At 58.7% G+C, this 18,639-nt stretch carries 23 protein-coding genes; 14 read left to right on the top strand and 9 right to left on the bottom strand.

Going from position 1 to position 18,639, the window contains the following annotated elements; translation table 11 throughout:
• Positions 1–427 precede the first annotated feature (427 nt).
• Together AC0V6N_RS03625 and AC0V6N_RS03620 are read right to left on the bottom strand one after the other, a co-directional pair.
• On the bottom strand, positions 428–1,645 hold the full coding sequence (locus tag AC0V6N_RS03625; protein WP_486170231.1) for a trans-sulfuration enzyme family protein: 1,218 nt from the start codon (positions 1,643–1,645) through the stop codon (positions 428–430).
• Between the two features lie 12 nt (positions 1,646–1,657).
• On the bottom strand, positions 1,658–2,191 hold the full coding sequence (locus tag AC0V6N_RS03620) for a TetR/AcrR family transcriptional regulator (RefSeq protein ID WP_486170230.1): 534 nt from the start codon (positions 2,189–2,191) through the stop codon (positions 1,658–1,660).
• A gap of 142 nt (positions 2,192–2,333) precedes the next feature.
• Between AC0V6N_RS03620 and AC0V6N_RS03615 the strand changes: the two genes are divergently transcribed.
• Both AC0V6N_RS03615 and AC0V6N_RS03610 read left to right on the top strand, forming a co-directional pair.
• A complete protein-coding gene (locus AC0V6N_RS03615; RefSeq protein WP_486170229.1) occupies positions 2,334–2,762 on the top strand; it encodes a hypothetical protein in 429 nt (142 codons plus the stop codon).
• Between the two features lie 45 nt (positions 2,763–2,807).
• Positions 2,808–4,151: a phospholipid carrier-dependent glycosyltransferase gene (locus tag AC0V6N_RS03610; protein WP_486170228.1), complete on the top strand. Its 1,344-nt coding sequence runs from the start codon at positions 2,808–2,810 to the stop codon at positions 4,149–4,151.
• Here the strand turns inward: AC0V6N_RS03610 and AC0V6N_RS03605 are convergent.
• The 5 genes from AC0V6N_RS03605 to AC0V6N_RS03585 all read right to left on the bottom strand — a co-directional run bounded on the left by AC0V6N_RS03605 (position 4,148) and on the right by AC0V6N_RS03585 (position 7,930).
• On the bottom strand, positions 4,148–5,239 hold the full coding sequence (locus AC0V6N_RS03605; protein WP_486170227.1) for a glycosyltransferase: 1,092 nt from the start codon (positions 5,237–5,239) through the stop codon (positions 4,148–4,150). The genes AC0V6N_RS03610 and AC0V6N_RS03605 overlap by 4 nt on opposite strands.
• Before the next feature lie 16 nt (positions 5,240–5,255).
• Positions 5,256–6,320, bottom strand: a complete 1,065-nt coding sequence (leuB, locus tag AC0V6N_RS03600) for a 3-isopropylmalate dehydrogenase (protein ID WP_486170226.1) — start codon at positions 6,318–6,320, stop codon at positions 5,256–5,258.
• A gap of 14 nt (positions 6,321–6,334) precedes the next feature.
• Complete coding sequence (gene recO, locus AC0V6N_RS03595; RefSeq protein WP_486170225.1) at positions 6,335–6,934, bottom strand: DNA repair protein RecO; 600 nt, start codon at positions 6,932–6,934, stop codon at positions 6,335–6,337.
• Positions 6,935–6,961: 27 nt separating this feature from the next.
• Positions 6,962–7,207, bottom strand: a complete 246-nt coding sequence (locus AC0V6N_RS03590; RefSeq protein WP_486170224.1) for an accessory factor UbiK family protein — start codon at positions 7,205–7,207, stop codon at positions 6,962–6,964.
• Between the two features lie 174 nt (positions 7,208–7,381).
• Positions 7,382–7,930, bottom strand: a complete 549-nt coding sequence (locus AC0V6N_RS03585) for a TspO/MBR family protein (protein ID WP_486170223.1) — start codon at positions 7,928–7,930, stop codon at positions 7,382–7,384.
• Between the two features lie 401 nt (positions 7,931–8,331).
• On the opposite strand from AC0V6N_RS03585, the gene AC0V6N_RS03580 reads away from it, so the two are divergent.
• Complete coding sequence (locus AC0V6N_RS03580; protein ID WP_486170222.1) at positions 8,332–8,700, top strand: hypothetical protein; 369 nt, start codon at positions 8,332–8,334, stop codon at positions 8,698–8,700.
• A gap of 31 nt (positions 8,701–8,731) precedes the next feature.
• Positions 8,732–9,388, top strand: coding sequence for a DUF6969 family protein (locus AC0V6N_RS03575; protein WP_486170221.1), 657 nt, complete (start codon positions 8,732–8,734; stop codon positions 9,386–9,388).
• On the opposite strand, the gene AC0V6N_RS03570 is transcribed toward AC0V6N_RS03575, so the two are convergent.
• The gene (locus tag AC0V6N_RS03570; protein ID WP_486170220.1) at positions 9,385–10,140 is read right to left on the bottom strand and encodes a TlyA family RNA methyltransferase; all 756 of its coding nucleotides are present in this window, start codon (positions 10,138–10,140) and stop codon (positions 9,385–9,387) included. The genes AC0V6N_RS03575 and AC0V6N_RS03570 overlap by 4 nt on opposite strands.
• A 34-nt stretch (positions 10,141–10,174) precedes the next feature.
• Between AC0V6N_RS03570 and AC0V6N_RS03565 the strand changes: the two genes are divergently transcribed.
• The 7 genes from AC0V6N_RS03565 to AC0V6N_RS03535 all read left to right on the top strand — a co-directional run bounded on the left by AC0V6N_RS03565 (position 10,175) and on the right by AC0V6N_RS03535 (position 15,738).
• Positions 10,175–10,759, top strand: coding sequence for a hypothetical protein (locus AC0V6N_RS03565; RefSeq protein WP_486170219.1), 585 nt, complete (start codon positions 10,175–10,177; stop codon positions 10,757–10,759).
• 947 nt (positions 10,760–11,706) lie between these two features.
• Positions 11,707–12,801, top strand: coding sequence for a branched-chain amino acid aminotransferase (locus AC0V6N_RS03560; protein WP_486170218.1), 1,095 nt, complete (start codon positions 11,707–11,709; stop codon positions 12,799–12,801).
• Positions 12,802–12,803: 2 nt separating this feature from the next.
• A complete protein-coding gene (gene trhO / locus AC0V6N_RS03555) occupies positions 12,804–13,826 on the top strand; it encodes an oxygen-dependent tRNA uridine(34) hydroxylase TrhO (RefSeq protein ID WP_486170217.1) in 1,023 nt (340 codons plus the stop codon).
• On the top strand, positions 13,823–14,467 hold the full coding sequence (locus tag AC0V6N_RS03550) for a glutathione S-transferase (protein ID WP_486170216.1): 645 nt from the start codon (positions 13,823–13,825) through the stop codon (positions 14,465–14,467). The genes trhO and AC0V6N_RS03550 overlap by 4 nt, the downstream gene beginning before the upstream one ends.
• 57 nt (positions 14,468–14,524) lie before the next feature.
• The gene (locus tag AC0V6N_RS03545; RefSeq protein WP_486170215.1) at positions 14,525–14,911 is read left to right on the top strand and encodes a hypothetical protein; all 387 of its coding nucleotides are present in this window, start codon (positions 14,525–14,527) and stop codon (positions 14,909–14,911) included.
• A 5-nt stretch (positions 14,912–14,916) separates the two neighbouring features.
• Entirely contained in the window at positions 14,917–15,300 is a 384-nt protein-coding gene (locus AC0V6N_RS03540) for a hypothetical protein (RefSeq protein WP_486170214.1), read from the top strand.
• Positions 15,301–15,399: 99 nt separating this feature from the next.
• The gene (locus AC0V6N_RS03535; RefSeq protein WP_486170213.1) at positions 15,400–15,738 is read left to right on the top strand and encodes a hypothetical protein; all 339 of its coding nucleotides are present in this window, start codon (positions 15,400–15,402) and stop codon (positions 15,736–15,738) included.
• Here AC0V6N_RS03535 and AC0V6N_RS03530 read toward each other — a convergent pair.
• Entirely contained in the window at positions 15,735–16,628 is an 894-nt protein-coding gene (locus AC0V6N_RS03530) for a LysR family transcriptional regulator (RefSeq protein WP_486170212.1), read from the bottom strand. The genes AC0V6N_RS03535 and AC0V6N_RS03530 overlap by 4 nt on opposite strands.
• 133 nt (positions 16,629–16,761) lie before the next feature.
• Here AC0V6N_RS03530 and AC0V6N_RS03525 point away from each other — a divergent pair, with 133 nt between their 5' ends.
• The 3 genes from AC0V6N_RS03525 (at position 16,762) to AC0V6N_RS03515 (ending at position 18,586) form a co-directional block, all read left to right on the top strand.
• Complete coding sequence (locus AC0V6N_RS03525; protein WP_486170211.1) at positions 16,762–17,463, top strand: pirin family protein; 702 nt, start codon at positions 16,762–16,764, stop codon at positions 17,461–17,463.
• A gap of 79 nt (positions 17,464–17,542) precedes the next feature.
• A complete protein-coding gene (locus tag AC0V6N_RS03520) occupies positions 17,543–18,136 on the top strand; it encodes an FMN-dependent NADH-azoreductase (RefSeq protein WP_486170210.1) in 594 nt (197 codons plus the stop codon).
• A 21-nt stretch (positions 18,137–18,157) separates the two neighbouring features.
• Positions 18,158–18,586, top strand: a complete 429-nt coding sequence (locus AC0V6N_RS03515) for a DoxX family protein (protein ID WP_486170209.1) — start codon at positions 18,158–18,160, stop codon at positions 18,584–18,586.
• The last annotated feature ends 53 nt before the right edge of the window (positions 18,587–18,639 follow it).

The following is an 18,639-nucleotide window of genomic DNA, read 5'->3' as shown; positions in this document are numbered from 1 at the left end:
GAAAATCCAGTGGTCCCACTTCTTTGCCATAGTTCCACGCCCATTATCCCTCAGCGTCATAGGCGGAGCATCGGGGGGATACTCTATTCCAATTGTTTGATTGCCGATTGGAAGGATACCGAACAGGCGAATGCTGGCAGGATATTCTCCTTCTTTCCAAACCGCCGGAAAGGCAGACGCTTTTGGCTTGAACCGGATAAGAGGGCCAGCCACGAAATCCAGGGTAGAGGATTGTTGCACACGCTCCCAAACCCACTCCGGCCTTTGTGGAAGCGAACAGCTCAGTTCAACGCGCATATCTCGCCTTTTGATTATATTGGACGGTCAGCTTTTGACGAGATTTGGCAGTGAGGTCTAGGTCCGCAATTGGGTCGTGAGCTGGCAGACTGCTACCTAGCAAACAGCCAGCCGTGATGCCCCCTGCGACCTAAACCCCCGCCGCCGCCAACGCTCGGTCCATATCTTCGGTCAGGTCCGCGATATCCTCCAACCCCACATTAATCCGCAACAATCCCTCGGTCACGCCCATCTCTGCGCGGGCTTCGTCGGTTAGCCCCGCATGCGTGGTGCTGGCGGGGTGACACATTAGGCTGCGTGCATCGCCAATATTGTTGGAGATATCGATCAGCTCCAGCGCGTCGAGGATCGCAAAAGCGCGTTCGCGTGTGCCTACGTCAAAGGCGAAGATCGGCCCGGTCGCTTCCATCTGATCAAGCGCCAGTTGGTGACGCGGATGGCTGGCGAGCCCCGGATGCTGCATCACGCCGCCCGCTTTCACCACGCGCGGCTCCAGAAATTCGCCAAGGACAACCGCGCTGCGGCTTTGATGGTGCGCGCGCATTGAGAGCGTCTCCAACCCCTTATGCACGACCCACGCGTTGAAGGCGCTGATCGTGGGGCCGGTGTTGCGCTGGAACGGCATCAGCGTTTCGTTCACCCATTCTTCGCTCCCGCAAATCGCGCCTGCCAGAACGCGGCCCTGCCCGTCCATCAGCTTGGTCGCGGAATAGGCAACGACGTCCGCGCCAAACTCCATCGGGCGCTGCAAAGCGGGCGAGGCAAAGGCGTTGTCGACCACCGTTGTGATCCCATGCGCGCGCGCCAGATCGCAGACATATTGCAGGTCGACGATATCGAGCGTCGGGTTCGCGGGCGTCTCGAAGAAGAACACCTTGGTATTGGGCTTAATCGCGGCTTCCCACGCGGCATTGTCGGCGCTGTCGATGACGCTTGTTTCGATCCCGAACTTCGGCAGCAACGTGTCGATGAGCCAGCGGCATGAGCCGAACGCAGCGCGCGCGGCAACCACGTGCTCGCCCGCCGATAGCTGGCACAAAAGCGCCGCCGTCATCGCCGCCATTCCGCTTGCTTGGGCGCGGCAGGCCTCAGCCCCTTCCATCAATGCAATGCGTTCTTCGAGCATGGCGACCGTGGGGTTTTGCAGGCGCGAATAAGTCATGCCCTCAGCCTCGCCCGCGAAACGCGCGGCAACCTCAGCGGCGTTGTCGTAAGTATAACCAGAAGTGAGGAAGAGCGCCTCGCTCGTCTCTCCATGCTCCGTGCGCCATGTGCCGCCGCGCACCGCCTGTGTTGCAGGGCGCCATTTGCGCGTCACGGCGCGGTTCATTCCGGTGGTCTTTTTCATATCGCGAGCGGCTTAATCGTCAAAAAGGTCGCTCGCAAGCACGCCTTCGCGCGCGGTGCGTGCATGGCCCACTGTGCCCAGCATCAAAGTGCCCTCTATCAAAGTGAGTAGATAGCGCGCACCTCCGACCGGATCGGGGTCATCAAGTGGCATTTGCCCTTCGAGCCAAGCGAGCTGGCGGGTCATCATTTCGTCCGCCGCCTGCCTGTATCCCGGCAGCCCGCGCGCCGCGCCTGCGACAATCTCCCACCACAGGGCCATGAATGGCTGCATCATAGGTTCACGCGATTTTCCAAGGATCTTGGCAAGCGCCTGCTTGCGCGTCGCCGAGCGCTCGGTCCCCATCGCGGCATCGAGAGCGGCGGAGTAGATACTGGCAATATGCTCCAGCAAATCGGCAATCAGCGTCTCTTTGTTGCCGAAGTGGTAGATCAGCATCCGGTCCGACGTGCCAGCCGCCTTGGCAAGGGGGCGCAAGCTCGCGCCGCCAAGTCCGTTTGCCAGCACATGGGCGGCAAGCTTTGGCAGCAAGACATCGCGTGACATGCTCTTGGATTGGCCCTTCGATTGGCCTTTTGCCTTGGCAGCGGGGGAGGTTGTGGACGCTATTTTCATTTCCTCTTGTAGCGAGTGCTACATATTGCTATTGCCGTTTGTAGCACATGCTACATAAAAGGAAGGTAGTCCCATGAATACCCTCGAAATCATCTGGTTGGCCATCACCATTTTCGGCGCCATCGCCCTTGTTACCATCCTTTTGACAAAGCGCGAGATAGGCAATGCCACCCTCGCCGCATCGCTCGCCGCTGGCTTTGGCGCGTTTACGGCGGTGCAGATCGCCAATGAAGGCGTGGTGCAGTTCTTCGTCAACCACTCGCAAGACATGACCGGCCTGCAAGTGTGGTGGGATCTAGTGATGTGCGTGATGATCGCGCTGTTCTTCATTGCGCCGCGCGCGCGCAAAGTGGGCATGAATGTGCCGCTATGGGCGCTGCTATGTGGTTGCACCGCCAGCATCGGTTTGCTCGCCATGTGCGCCCGCCTGTTCTGGTTGGAGCAAGCCCAAGTCGCGCCACAATCGAGCAACACCGCGCCGGCTAAGCCTGCCGCTTCGTAATCCACTCTTGCCCCGCATTGGGCGCGGCCTTAATCGTCGCGCCCAATGTCGCAGACCGCCTCTAACCCCCTCCCAGACACAGATGCGCTTGGTGCCCCGCCAGAGCATCCGCGCGATCCGTGGCTGTGGTGCCTCGTAATCCCGGCACTCTTCGCCGGTCTTGCGAGCATCAGGCTTACGGTCCCGACAAGCCCGTTCTTCGATGAAGTCCACTACTTGCCCGCCGCGCGCGAATTTGTGTCCATGTGGGAGGGGCTGAGCGGCAAATACATCAACCGTGAACACCCGCTGCTTGCCAAAGAGCTGATGGCGCTGGGGATCGTGCTGTTTGGCGATAATCCTCTGGGGTGGCGCATCATGTCGCTCATTGCGGGCACTATCGCGATGATCGCGGCTATGCGGGCGATCTGGCATGCGAGCTCTGATCGGTTTGCCGTTGTTGCCTTTGGCGTGCTGCTGGCGACGGGCTTTCACATGTTCGTCCATGCCCGCATCGCGATGCTCGATATCTTTATGGTGGCGTTTCTAACGCTCGCCGCATGGCAATTCACCGCTGCCATCCGTGAGCCTGAAACGGGGCACTGGCGTCTGGCGCTCACCGGCATAGCGATCGGCTGCGCGCTTGCGTCAAAGTGGAATGCAGTGCCGCTGGCGATGGCATTTGGCCTCACCTTCTTCGCTGCAAGGCTGGCCGCGGGCCGCAAACATCTGCTCACCAGCACGCGCGGATTGCCAGTGCCGGGAGTGAGCCTTGTGGAGGCTGGCATATGGCTCGGCATTGTCCCGCTGGTGATCTATGCGCTCACATTTGTGCCGGGATATTGGCTGGGCACACCGCTCAATCCTTCCCCCCTCGGTGAGAAAGGCCTGATCGGGTTTCACGGTGAGATCCTAGAGTTGCAGCAATCCGTCCTCGCCCCGCATTCCTACCAAAGTACATGGCCGCAATGGGTGCTGAACACGCGCGGCATCTGGTATTTGTATGAGCATGTGGATGAGGCGCAGCGCGGGGTGCTGCTGATCGGCAATCCGCTGACGATGCTGCTGGGCCTGCCTGCGCTCGCATGGTGCCTGTGCATCGGGCTCTATCGCGGGGATTGGGCGCGGATTGGAGTGGTCGTGGGATATGGCGTGACGCTGGGCCTATGGCTGATCGCGCCAAAGCCTGTGCAGTTTTACTACCACTATTTCGTCCCAAGCCTGTTCCTGCTCGCCGCCCTCGCCTTGTCACTCAGCGATCTAAAAGCGCGCGGGCAAAACTACTTGGCCTATGGCGTGGTGGCCGCGAGCTGCATCGTCTTCGCGCTATTCTTCCCGATCCTGAGCGCCGCTGAGCTGGAAGGCCCAATGAGCTTTGCCGAGTGGACCTGGATTTCGGGGTGGCGCTAAAATCGCCCCCAGACGAAGCGGCTGGAAAGGGCGTAGTTCCAAACTGAGCCAATCAATATGCCTGCGAGCGCGGCGAGTGCCCAGAATATGCCTTGGCTCTCCAGCAGCGTCGCAACGGCGACATTGGCGAAGGCTCCCACCGCGCAGGTGAGGCAGAAGCCGACCCAACCACGCAGCACTGGCCCCGCGCCTTTCAAACGTTTGTCGCGGTAGGTCAGCCAATTGTTGAGCCAGAAATTGAAGCTCATCGCGCATAGCACCGCGATCCCTTGGGCGAGCGCAAAGCCTTCGCCCAAACCCAATAGTAGAGCTCCCAGCACCGCCATATGGACCACCACGCCCAGCGCTCCGACTGTGCCGAACAGCGCAAAGCGTGTGGGGATGACCCGGCCAAGCGTCTTGTCATAGAGCCCTGCGAGAAAGTCGAACAAAACCGCGCGATCGAGCTTGCTCTCCCCTTCGCGCCGGGCAGCAAAATTGAGTGGAAACTCCTTCACCCGCATCGGTGCATCGGACGTCGCGAGAAGGTCGAGCAGTATCTTGAAACCGATCCCCGAAAGGCGCGGGACGAGTGCGCGGGCGGTGCTGCTTGGCAGCATAAAATAGCCGCTCATCGGATCGGTCAGCTCGACCCCTGTGATGCGACGCGCGACGGAATTAGCGAAGTCAGACAGTTTTTCGCGCTCAGGATTGGCCCAATCCTCCATGCTCGCGCCTTCGGCAAAGCGGCTGGCAACGCAGATGTCCGCCTCGCCCGCTTTCAGACTTGCCAACATTCCGGAAAGCAGCGCTGGATCATGCTGATGGTCGGCATCCATTACCGCTACGAAGGGCGCGGCTGTTGCGCAGAACCCCTCGATGGCCGCGCTAGCCAGGCCGCGCCTGCCGATCCGCTGGATTACCCGCACACGTCTGTCGGTAAGCGCCAGTGCACGCGCCTCGTCTGCTGTGCCATCCTTGCTGTCATCATCGACGATCAGGACTTCCCAGCCATCGGCGCCCAACGCTGTCTCAATCCGCTCCACCAAAGGCGCAAGATTGCCGCGCTCATTGAGCGTGGGGAGGATTATGGCGAGGTCGAGCGGCATGAGTGCTTACTCGGCCTCAGAGCCGCTCAAGCACCGCATCGCCAATCGCTTTCGTGCCATGCGAACCGCCCAAATCGCCGCCGAGGATGCCATCGGCAAGCGCCTGCTCAACTGCGGCTTCGATCCGCGCAGCCTCTGCATCCAACCCAAAGGAATGGCGTAGCATCATCGCAGCGGACAGGATCGTCGCCATAGGATTTGCCTTGCCTTGGCCAGCAATGTCAGGCGCGCTGCCATGGATCGGTTCATAAAGGCCGAAGATGCCGTGCGCCGTTTGCCTCTCGCCCATTGAAGCGCTCGCCAACAGGCCTATGGAGCCTACTGCTGCGCTGGCAAGGTCAGACAGGATATCGCCAAACAGATTGCCCGTCAGGATCACGCCAAACCCACCCGGATTGCTGATGATCTGCATCGCGGCATTGTCGACATACATATGGTCAAGGTCGATATCGGGATGCGCGACCGCTGCTGCCTTCACCGTGTCGCGCCAGACCTGGCTGGTCTCCAGCACATTGGCTTTATCAACGCTGGTGACGCGCAATTTGTCATCACCGCCGCGCGCTGTGCGAAAGGCGACCTGCGCAATGCGGCGCACTTCGGTCTCGCAATAGGACATCATGTCCCATCCCTCGCGGCTGCCATCTGTTGCAACGCGCTCGCCCTTTTCACCGAAATAGACGTCGCCGGTCAGCTCGCGCACGATCATCATGTCGAGCTGGCTCGCAATGTCCGGTTGCAATGGGGAGAGGTGCTCCAGACCTTTAAAGACCTTTGCAGGGCGTAAGTTTGCGAACAGGTCCAGTTCTTTGCGTAAACCAAGGATCGCCTGTTCTGGACGCAAATGCCTGTCCAGCGCGTCGCAATCAGGATCGCCCACTGCGCCGAACAGCACCGCATCGCATTCCTTCGCCATTGTCAGTGTTTCGTGCGGCAATGGGTGGCCGTGGCGCTTGTAAGCCGCTCCGCCAACATCGCCATCGAACAAGGTTAGCCCGGGCAGGCCAAGCGCTTCGAGCACGCGCACCGCTTCGGCTGTGACTTCAGGACCGATCCCATCGCCGGGCAGGACTGCAATCTTCATCGATAACACCTCATCTACACCATTCGCGCCAATCGCTGACCCAGCGCTGTGCGAGCCGCCATAACATCGCGAGAGCGCTCGGCAAGCAAGTGGTCGCGAATTGGCTTGTGTAAGCTGCGGAAAGCTTCGAACTGCGCGGGGAAGTCATCGCTAAGGTCAGGCTTGTTCCCGCCATAGCCCAGCTCGCTCAGCAACATCGCCTCATATCCGACCATCGCGGCAAGCCATCCCCGCGCGGACGGCGCATGACAGATCGCGGTGAGCAGCGCGTCGAGGCCGGAGTAGATATTGGGGTACGGCGCGCGCTCAGGCAGGCTTGATGCGGTCAGTGCGCAGGCCCATTGAATCGCTGCGGCAGGCAGTGGTTCAGTCATCCACTGCGCGCGGCTTGTCGCCAGTTCCAGTCGAACAAAAGGCAGCTGGCTATCCGATTTGGCGCGCAGCTCCATCTCAACTGAATTGCCCGGAATCATAACGGGTCGCAATTGCCGCCCCCGCCCGCCCGCAACATAACCTGCGACAAGGCCGTGTTTTTCGGTGAGCAAGCGCGCAATAGAACCGGTCTCGCCCTGAGGGCGTGATGCGATAAGAATGGCGGGAGCGCGCAAGTTCATATGCGAGCGCGCCTCACAAAGAGCAGCTTACTTGGTCTTGGCTTCAAGCTCAGCCAAGCGCGCTTCGAGAGCGTCGGCCTGTTCGCGGGCCTTTTGCGCCATGGCTTTGACCGTCTCGAACTCTTCGCGGGTTACGAAATCCATGCCGCCCATTGCCTCACGCATTTTCTCACGCGCATTTTCGCGCGCCTCTCGGCCCATGCCGGCCATAGTGCCAGCGGCAGAGTTTGCGAGTTTGACGAAGTCGGCGATGATGGGGTTTTCGCTTTGCATGCGCGCTATTTGGCGATGCTTGCCGCTTGGGGCAAGCATCTTTTGTTTTAGCCCTCTTGCGCCGGGCACGAGCCATTCGGCTCGCTTGGCTATCCTCGCATAAGCTCGGGCGGGCAGTCGCCCTTGCGGTCCGCTGCGCGGCCCGATTTTCAGTGAGAGCCTCGTGTGTGCTTCCTATAACTCAATCCGCTCAATCGCGCCGTCATCCGCGCTGGCGCCGCCATCGGGGTTCGCTTGGATGAATTCGTAATTGAGGAATGTCGCAAAGCTCGCCCAGGCCAGATACGGCACCAGCAAAAGAGCTGCGAGTTTGCGCACGCGCCAGAACAGCCAGATGACAAGCACCAAACTCAGCGCGACATAGGCCACGATATAGAGAGCGGTGTTCATGTCCTGCATGCCAAAGAAAACCGGGGTCCATGCGAGGTTGCCGATGAAATGGACGGCAAAGGCAATGATAGCGATTCCGCGGCCATGCGCGCCCCACGCGCTGACGACTAGGGCCAAGGCAGCTCCGATCATCGCATATAGGATGCCCCAGACGATCCCGAATAAAGCAGGCGGCGGGAAGCTGTCAGGCTTGGTCAGGCTTTCAAACCACGCCGTTTTGGGGCTGCCCAATTGCCCGGCGGTAAAGCCAAGCAGCACGATCAGGGGCACAAGAAACAATGCCCAGCGGAAAAAACTTGCGCGCAATTGCGCTTTGGATGCGAGTAAGTTCATCGTCACTCCCGGCCTTGACCAAGTGTCCACTCAGCGGCCGCAATTAAGCCCTAACCCGTTAGCGCGATTCGATTACCTTCTCGCGCCGAAACCCCCGATACACGAGGGCGCGCCGCGCGCAAATTGCGCCCCGCCCCCTTGCCCCCAATTGACGCAGCATGAGCGTGGTTTGCGGCAAAATACGAAAAAGATGGGATAAGGGCATGGGCGCTTGCCCAACATTGTGTTAGCGTTGCCACATTCTTGCCGTGATTCGGGGCGCTGCTCGGTGGGAATTCAGATAGCGCGCCTCACTTTCATGAACTGGACTTCGCTGCTTGGGCGGATTTCAATGAGGGGAAACAGATTAATGAAAAAGACCAACTTTGCATCGATGCTCGCCGTTTCTGGTGGTCTCGCACTTGCAACTGCCGCTTGCTCAGCTCCTGCTGACGAAGCTGCAACCGACGCTGACACCACTGCAGTTGCTGATTGCGCTGCTGGCTGCTGTGCAGCTGAAGGTTGCGAAGCTGCTGGCTGCTGCGCCGCTGAAGGCTGTGAAGCCGCTGGCTGCTGCGCCGCTGAAGGCTGTGAAGCTGCTGGCTGCTGTGCAGCTGCATGCTGCGCCGCTGCTGAGTGATAGGCTGATACAGCTTACTCACACGCAATTGCGTATGAAAAAGACCGGTGGCACCTTCATGGTTGCCGCCGGTTTTTTTGTGCCTCACACACAAAGCTTCACACGGGGCTCCAGACGGGGCTTCACACGGGGCCGCATCAAACCACTGTAACTTTGATGGAAGAACGCTAGAACTTGGCTTTATGACACCTGTTGAAGCAGCTCACACCGTTATCGAGACGATCACGCAAATGGCGCAGGAGCAAAAGCCGCTCATGCTGCGCGTCGTGCCCGAAGACGGCGCGAAGTTCTGGACGCATTATCCAGAGAAGGATGCGCGCGACAAATTCTGCAAATCGCGCTGGTATTATCATGTTCATGCGCCCGGTAGCCGAGAAGAAGACGAGCACGGACACTTTCACCTGTTCCTTCACCGCACGCAGTTGCCCGAAGGTTTGGAGCCAAAGGTCTGGCCGCCACAAGGCGAAGACGCCAAAGCGCATGTGACCCACCTGATCGCGCTCTCAATCAACACGATGGGCATTCCGCGCAGCTGGTTCACGGTAAACCGGTTCGTGACGAACGAGTTTCTCTACCCAGCCGAGACGATGATCGACCACGTGCCCGACTTCAACGTCGATCACACCGCGCAAGATGACTGCGTGAACCGCTTTGTAACTGCGATGGTCGCACTTTACCGCGAGGAAATCGCCGAACTGCTGCGCGAACGCGATGCGCGTCACGCTGAGCTGATCGCCGAACATGGCGACAAGGCTTACGAAAAAGCGAGCGGCGTCGAAGTGCTATCCTCAATCCCGATTGACCTGGACGCAAAGATCGGCGGGATGGACTTGGGTTAACCCCTTTTCGCACTCACCAAAAACTCGACATTGCCTTGTGGGCCCGTGATCGGGCTTTCGACGATCCCTTCAATGTCCCAGCCAAGCCCCTCTAACCATTCCCGAACTTCGCCGCATACACGCTGGTGCAGAGCGGGATCGCGGACCACGCCGCCTTTGCCAACTTCTTCGCGGGCAACTTCAAATTGCGGTTTGATCAGGGCGACCAACTGGCAGTTTTGTGCCGCCAGTTCGAGCGGGCGCTCGAGCACTTTTGACAGCGCGATAAAGCTCGCATCGCACACCACCCAATTGCACTCTTTGGTTATGTGATCACGCGTGAGTATGCGCGCGCTGGTCTGTTCGAGCACGGTGACGCGATCATCTTGGCGAAGCTTCCATGCGAGCTGATTTGTCCCGCTATCGACCGCAAAAACATGCGCTGCGCCATTGGTCAGCAGCACGTCGGTAAAGCCACCAGTGGAGCTACCCACATCCATCGCAACTGCGCCTTTTGGGTCGAGCTGAAATTGCTCAATCGCATGCGCCAGCTTAATCCCTCCCCGGCTGACCCAAGGGTGATCGCGCCCGCGCACTTCTAATGCGACATCCGCGCTGACTTGTTGGCCGGGCTTTGCGACCTTTTGTTCGCCCGCAAACACAACGCCCGCCATAATCAGCGCCTGAGCGCGCGTGCGGCTCTCCACCAGTTCACGCTCAACCAAAAGCTGGTCGACACGTATTTTTTTAGAGGATTTCGGGCTCTTAGTCATAGACGCGCAATCCGATAGCGCGCATTGAAGCGGGATGAAAGCAACGTACTTCCATGCAGCGGGCGCATTGGCGCTGACCGCAATCGTCGCAGCCTGTAGCGCAGGTGTTCAAGAGCGCTTTGTCCAGCCTGAGCCTGTGGCGACATCGGCGCCTGCCCCTGCCTCAACTCCGCCCGCTGCACCGCCTCCACCGCCCCCTGTCGTGTCAGAACCGGTTTTCGAGAATTATCTCGACGCACCGCAGACAGCAGGGACTTGGGTTTATTCCAACGACCCGGGCGAGACGCTTGCGGCTTTTGTTGATGGCGGGGACGTGAGATTTGTCTTGCGCTGCGACAAAACAGCACGCGACATTGGACTTGGCCGGTTCACAGCTCAAAGCCCGACGGGCGACCGCGTGATGCGCATCTCAACTGAGACGACGACGCGCGAATTGGTTGCAAGTCCAGTGTCGGGCCCCAGCCTCTTGATCCTCGCGGCAAAGTTGGACCCGCGCGACCCGATCCTCGACGCAATGGCGATAACCAAAGGGCGCGTCGCAATCGGTGTCGAAGGCGAACGCACGCTTTACGTCCCCGCATGGGTCGAAATCAGCCGCGTGATTGAGGATTGCCGCTGATCTAGTCCCGACGGTCGCACGATAATCTGTTCGCAGCGCAAACCGCCAGCGCGAATGCGCGCCCGCAGCGACGCGACCTTTAGATCGTATGAGCGATGACATCGCGCCGCGGATGCGGAACATCAGCGACACCGATTCTATACATTAATATCCACAGGCTTGTCCGCAAGGCGTCCACAGGCTGTGAACATCCCCCTCGAAAACCACTCACACTCAGGGTGAACCCCCTAGCGTGTCGGCCAATCCGCGATTTGGGTGAGCGAGCGATTATGACGTGGGAAAAACTTTATTCAAGTCTTGCGCCGCACCCGCGCATGATTCAGATTGTCAATCGAGGCCAGCGGCAAACGCGGCTCTCGGCCCGCCGGTGATACGCACGGGTCTTGGCTTACTAGCGCGAAAGGAGGTGATCCGATGTCTCATGGTTCAGTAGAGGGGTCGGCAAGTTTCCGCACGAGGCATATTCGGTAATTTATCCTACCGAGTAAGGCATTGTGAGCGGCGCTTACCGCCGCTGACCATGAAAGGGCGTTTCCCCGTAAGGCGGAAGCGCCCTTTTCATATAGAGCTTTGATAAAGTTGCGCTTTCGATTTAGTCGATGTCCATGCGTTATTTCTTTCCATGGCTGCCGCTAATCGTTGCGCTAGCATGTCTTTCACTTTCAGCGCTTTGGTGGCTACCCGAAGACATCAGATTGGCGGGAGTGCCGCCATTCCTTGTATTCGCATCAGCTGCTTTTGTTATTTGCTGCCAAAAGCGACCCTGCGGACACGGATTGGTCACTGAGTATGTCGTCTTCCATGATGACAAAGACCCATCAAGCCACAATGGTGGGGACTTCGTGTAATACATCCCTTGGGTTCGTAAGCGGTGCCCCGCATGCGGGAGTAAAATCTACTAATCACAATTCTTGCTCTTGTGTGCGCTCCCTATTATCCGCTCTCGCATGCACTTCACTCGCCTACCCCACCCTTCGCCCACACCTGACGCTGATCGGATCGCTTCAATCGCTGATCCCGGCTTTGGCACCGTATTCACTGATCACATGGTCACGATTGACTATGACGAAGACGCTGCCGGTTCTGTGGGAGGTGGCTGGCACTCGCCGCGTATTGGCCCGCGCGGTCCTATTGCCCTCGATCCGGCGGCCAGCGTGCTTCATTATGCGCAAGAGATCTTCGAAGGGATGAAGGCCTTCGCCCATGCCGATGGCGGGCTCTCGCTGTTCCGGCCTGAGGCGAACGCTCAGCGCTTTAACGCCAGCGCACGGCGGATGGCGATGCCGGAGATTCCAGAAGAGCTGTTCCTCGAAGCGGTCAAACTTGCCGTTCAAACCGATGCGGACTGGATGCCGAGCGTTGAAGGCGGCTCGCTCTACATCCGCCCGTTTATGTTCGCGAATGAGGCGTTTTTGGGCGTTCGTCCGGCGAAGAAATACATGTTCGTCGTGATCGTCGTCTCCACCGGCAATTACTTCAAGAACGGCGTGAACCCAGTGAAAATATGGGTCAGCCAAGATTATGTTCGCGCAGCCCCCGGCGGCACCGGCGCAGCCAAAACAGGCGGCAATTATGCAGCCTCCCTCGTCCCGCAAGCTGAGGCGATTGCAAAGGGATGCGATCAGGTCGTCTTCCTCGATGCGATTGAGAAGAAATGGATTGAGGAACTGGGCGGCATGAACCTGTTCTTCATTCGCAAAGATGGCAGCGTCATCACCCCCAACCTTACCGGCACGATCCTGCCCGGCATCACCCGCGACACTTTGATCGCGATGCTGCGCGAAGAGGGGCTTGAAGTGCGCGAGGAACCGTACTCCATCGACCAATGGCGCGCAGAAGCGGAAAGCGGCGAGTTGCTCGAAACACTCGCCTGCGGCACCGCTGCGGTGGTCACACCCGTCGGCACCGTCGCCTCCCACGATGGAGAATTCACCATCGGCACGGGCGGCATCGGTCAAATGGCCAACAAAATGCGTGAAAAACTGATCGGCGTGCAAATGGGCCACGTTGCGGATCAACACGGCTGGGTGACGCGGGTTTAACCATGACCGCCCACTTCCAAGTCGCTGCCCTTTATTGTTTCACGCCTTTTGAGGATCATGAGGCGCACCAAGCGCCCTTGCTTGCCGTTTGTGAAGAGGCTGGAACCGTGGGCACGATCCTGCTCGCGCCTGAAGGGATCAACGGCACGATTGCGGGCTCGGTTGATGGTATTGCGCAGGTTCTTGACCACATTCGCTCGCTGCCCGGATGCGGCGAGTTTGACGTCAAATTCTCCTACGCGGATGAGCGTCCGTTCAACCGTATGAAAGTGCGGCTGAAGCGCGAGATCGTGACCATGGGCGAACCCGGCGTCGATCCCCGCGCCAGCGTTGGGCGCTATGTCGATCCGATGGATTGGAACGCGCTGATCTCTGATCCCGACACCGTCGTTATCGACACACGCAACGATTATGAGGTTGCGATCGGTACGTTCGAGGGCGCGGTCGATCCCAAAACTCCCAGCTTTCGCGACTTCCCCGCATGGTTCCGCGAAAACCGCGATGACCTGCTCGATGGCAAAAAGAAGGTCGCGATGTTCTGCACCGGCGGAATTCGCTGCGAGAAATCGACCAGCTTCCTACGCAAAGAGGGGATTGAGGATGTGTTCCATCTGAAAGGTGGCATCCTCAAATATCTCGAAACGGTGCCTGCCGAAGAGAGCAAATGGGACGGCGAATGCTTCGTCTTTGACCAGCGCGTTTCGGTTAAGCACGGGTTGGAGCAAGGGTCGTATGGACAGTGTTTTGCCTGCCGGATGCCATTGTCCGAAGAGGAAATGGCGAGCGACGATTATGCGCCAGGCGTAAGCTGCCCGCATTGCATTGACGATCGCGATGAGGCGCAACGCTCCCGCTACGCCGAACGGCAACGCCAACAGCAGCTCGCAAAGCAACGTGGTGAAACGCATGTTGGCGCGACGATTGAGCAGGAAAGCAACCACGCAGGTCTGCCCGATGGCGGGTGGGAGGCGAATTTTCCAAGCGGCGTACTGACTGAACCCGACCCGGAAAAAGGTGAGGAGTGACTGCGCTCCCGGTCCTCTATTCCTTTCGCCGCTGCCCCTATGCGATGCGCGGGCGAATGGCTTTGTGGATCGCTGGCATCACTGTGGAACTGCGCGAGGTAAAGCTTGCGAATAAGCCGCCCGAGCTTGCCGAAGCCTCCCCCAAAGCGACCGTTCCGGTTCTGGTTCTGGACGACGGCACTGTCGTGGATGAAAGCATCGCGGTGATGCGCTGGGCGCTCAGCCAGTCCGATCCCGAAGGCTGGCTGGACGGCGACGATGCGGCGCTGATCGCTGAGGCCGATGGGCCGTTCAAACATCATCTAGATCGCTACAAATATCCCAACCGTTATGAACACGAAGCCGATCACGGAAGCGTCGATCATCAGGCGGAGGGTCTTGCGATCCTAGAGCGCTGGGATGCCCGCATTGCCGAGCATGGGCAGCTTTCAGGCACCGAGCGCACCCTTGCTGATATCGCGCTGTTTCCGTTCATCCGGCAATTTGCCAACCACAATCGCGCTTGGTTTGACGCGCAGGACTTGCCGCATTTGCACCCCTGGCTTGGTGGGCATCTCGCCTCTGATCTGTTCGCCAATGTGATGCCCAAATTCACGCCATGGCGGAGCGGGGACGAGCCCGTTTCTTTCGGGCCGACCTAGGTTTCGAACCCTTGCAGTGTTTACGCTCTTTTCACCGTATTGAGCTATCCCTGCGGCATGGAAGCGCTGACACCTTTTCAAGACATCGCCTTTGATGAGGCGAATTGCGAAGTCCATTCCAAGGTCGGAGGGTTCTGGAACCTTCAGACAATCCAGACCTATTTCGATGCAGTCAATGACGCCTGCTTGCCGCTCGTAAAGGCGCGAAAGCCCATTTACGCGTCGATCGATTTCACTGAATTTGTGCCGCAAGACAGAGAAACTTCCGACGCAATCCGGGATCACTTGCTGCAGGCGCGCAAATTTGGCCTCCAGCGACTGGCCGTGATCGGCGCATCAGCTCTGGTCAAAATGCAATATCGCCGCCTTAGCCAAGGTTTGACGGTCGAATTCTTTGACGACTTCGGTGCAGCTCAAACGTGGCTTCGCGAAGGCAAGAACTAACCCAAGTGTCCAGTCTTAAACCGGCATCGCGCGTGGCCAATGACCTCGCTCAAAACGAGGTGCATTTTTGGGTCTCCGGCCTGTTCGGCTTAGACGAGATGCAGCAATTGGTGACTGATCTAAACAAAGCCGCCTGGCCACTGACCAAAGCTGAAAGACCGATCCATGTGATTGGTGAGATGGCTGGCTTCACACCGCAAGCGCGCGAAACCGGCGACATCATCCGCGACCACCTGATCGCCTCGCAACCCTATGGGCTTAAGCGGGTCGCGATCTGCAACGCCTCTGCCCTGGTGAAAATGCAGTACCGGCGGCTGAGCGAAGGGCTGGAGGTTGAGTTCTTTGATGACCGGGTTGATGCATTGAAGTGGCTGCGACGAGCGGCTTGATCGATGCTGCTGCTCTTCTTTCTGTTCCGCTGTCTTGCCTGCACGATTTTCTTTTGCGTGCCCTTGCTATTGCTCATTTGGAGCTCGGGGGAACCGGCGATGAGTATGCTCTTGCTCATCCCGATGATCGGGCTGATCCCTGCCTATGTCATCGCTCTCATCCTGTTGGTGCCGGTCGAAGTCATTGTCGCGAAAACGGGTACGCCATGGGCGGCTAACCTCCTCGTCCCAGCAATGGGAGCCGTGGGCGCGGTGCTGTGCTTCATCGCCTTGGCGATTTACCACGGAGAAGTCGAAGTCATGCTTCGCAACTTAGCATCAAGCCCGCATGGTTTTACGCTCTGGATAGGCCTCGGCGTGGTCTGGGGCGTGCTTTGGCGGCTCACGGCGATGGTGCGCTTTATTCCCTTTATCGCACGGCGAATTACACCCGCTTAGTCGCCCAATTGATCGCGAAACGCGTCTATTAGCCAACTGGTCGCAGGCCCCAACCGCGTGTCGCGCCGCCAAAGTGCATTGAGCGTGTAATTGTCGCCGGGCTTTTCTGGCAGGTCGAGCTCAACCAATGCGCCGCCTGCCAAATCACCTGCCACCATGGGGCGCGGCATATTACCCCAGCCCAGCCCTTGTTTGAGCAGCGAATGTTTTGCCCCCAAGTCGCCAAGCCGCCATGTGAGCGGGCTTAACACCGAAAATTCGCGTCCCTCGGTGCGGGTTGACCGATCAGACAGGACGAGTTGCAGATGCTTCCGGCTTTCGCCCGGTGCTATGTTCGATTGTGCCAAGGGATGATCGGGCGCGGCAACTGGGATCAGTTCAACCGAACCGATCGCTTGCCGCTCTAACAAGGGGTCTTCGCCGATAATCGGCCCGCCAATGGCCAGATCACCCTCTTCATCAATCAAGCAGCTCGCAACCGCGCCCAGCCCCTCAACCCGCAGATTGAGGGCGATGGTAGGAAAGGTTTGGCGAAAATCGCTCAGGACCTGTGCAGTAACACTTCCGGGCACCATCACATCGAGCACCAACGCCACCGTGCTCTCAAGCCCCGCGTGCAAGCTCTGCGTTTTGGCAAGAAGTGCATCGACGCTGTCGGTTACGCGTCGAGCCTCGGCCAGCAAGCCTTCGCCCGCTTCGGTAAGCACCGGTTTGCGCGACCCTTCGCGTTCGAATACGCTGACGCCGAGCTGCGCCTCAAGCTGAGCAATGCCGTAACTGATCGCCGAAACCGCCCGCCCCATTGCGCGCGCGGCACCGCCAAAGCTGCCCTGCTCCACTACAGCAAGGAATATGCGGAGTTGATCGAGGGAGGGATCGCCAAGCTTCATGGCTCATATGTTCGGATAATCTGAACATTTTGGCAAGTTTTATCGCACTTATCCAATTATCCTTCTCAGCCTATCTCCTCTTCAACGACAGCGGAAATGCCAATCGCGGCGCCGCTCAAATAGGAGACAAGCTATGATCGAACTTCGGCCATTTAACTCGCTCGGCGCTGCCAATCACGGTTGGTTGGACGCACATCACCACTTTGCCTTTGGCGGTTACCATGATCCTGCGCGGGTCAATTGGGGATCTTTGCGGGTCTGGAATGATGACACGATCCAGCCCGGCACCGGTTTTCCCACTCACCCGCATGAGGACATGGAAATAATCACCTATGTCCGCAAAGGCGCCATCACCCACCGCGATAGCATGGGCAATGAAGGCCGCACCGAAGCAGGTGATGTGCAAGTCATGAGCGCCGGCAATGGCGTTCGGCATTCGGAATACAATCTGGAAGGCGAAGACACCACGCTCTTCCAAATCTGGATCATTCCTGAAAGCCGCGGCGGTGAACCAAGCTGGGGTGCCAAGCAATTCCCCAAAGACAGCCGCGCTGGTGCTTTTGTCCCGCTCGCGAGCGGAATTGCCAATGATGATGACGCCCTACCCATTCGCACCAATGCCCGTGTGCTGGGTGCCACGATCAAGGCAGGCGAAAGCGTGAGTTACGAGGTCGAGGATGCATCAAGGCACCTCTATCTCGTGCCTGCTACCGGCAAGATCCGCGTCGGTGACATTGAGGCAAACGCCCGCGACGGCGTTGCCATCACGCAGCTCAATCAGGTGACCATCACCGCGCTTGAAGACAGCGAAGTCGTCCTCGTCGACGCTTCCTAAACCTACCCCTCGGGGCCGACCAACTCCCCCTTCCCCCAAGGTCGGCCCCACCCTTTTTCCTTATGATCGGAGAATTCCAATGACCAATATCCTTCACATCACCGCCAGCATTCAAGGCGATGCGAGTGTTTCGACCGCGCTTGGTAAGCGCCTAGTCGATGCCATTGCTGCCAAGGGCGATGCTGCAATCACGACGCGCGATCTGGCCGCTAATGACTTGCCACTGATCAGCGCAGAACGCTTTGCCGCCAACCTTGCAGCCGTGGACGAACGCACCGCAGAGCAAGCAGAGCTCGCACAGATTGCCGACACACTGATCGCCGAACTGCAAGCCGCCGACACCATCGTCATCAGCTCGCCAGTCTACAATTTCGGGGTGCCAGCGAGCGTAAAAGCCTGGGCCGATTTGGTCGCGCGTGCTGGCACCACGTTCAAATACACAGAGAACGGCCCGGTGGGTCTGCTTAAAGGCAAGAAGGCCTACATCACCGCCGCCTCTGGTGGAACGCCGATCGGCTCAGACATGGATTTCATGTCAAGCTGGCTGACCTTCTTCCTAGGTTTCCTCGGCATCACAGAGGTCGAAATAGTCGCAGCCGATGGAATTATGGGCCAAGATGGCGAAGCAAAGATCACCGCTGCGCATGAACAAGCCGCCGCAATTGCAGCCTAACACGATTTCGGGAGACGTATCATGACCACTTCATCACTTGACCAATCGAGCGTGTTGAATGCCTCACCATCGGCTTCGCAAGACGCCACTGCACTGATCGCACGGTTGCTGCTTGCCGCTCTGTTCATTCTGGCCGGGATCAACAAACTTACCTCAGCCGATGGCACGATTGGCTATATCAGCAGCGCTGGCCTGCCCTTACCCGAACTGGTTTATTGGGGCACTGTCGCGCTTGAAGTTGGCGGCGGATTGCTGCTCGCTGCGGGCTTCAAAGCACGTTACGCAGCAGCGGCCTTGGGTGTATTCAGCATCGCCGCGGCCATTCTCTTTCACAACAATTTTGCCGAACAAATCGAGCTTACTTTGTTCTTGAAGAACCTAGCGATTGGTGGCGGGATGTTTGCGATTGCAGCCTTTGGTCCGGGGCGTTTTTCACTCGACCGCGGCTAACCACACGCGCTCATTCAACGAAGCAAGAAGGGCTGGAATTCTCGCGAGTTCCG

The organism is Erythrobacter sp. S57(2025) (assembly GCF_057365055.1).
Note: the sequence above shows the minus strand (reverse complement) of the source record. Positions and strands in the feature narration are given on the sequence as shown.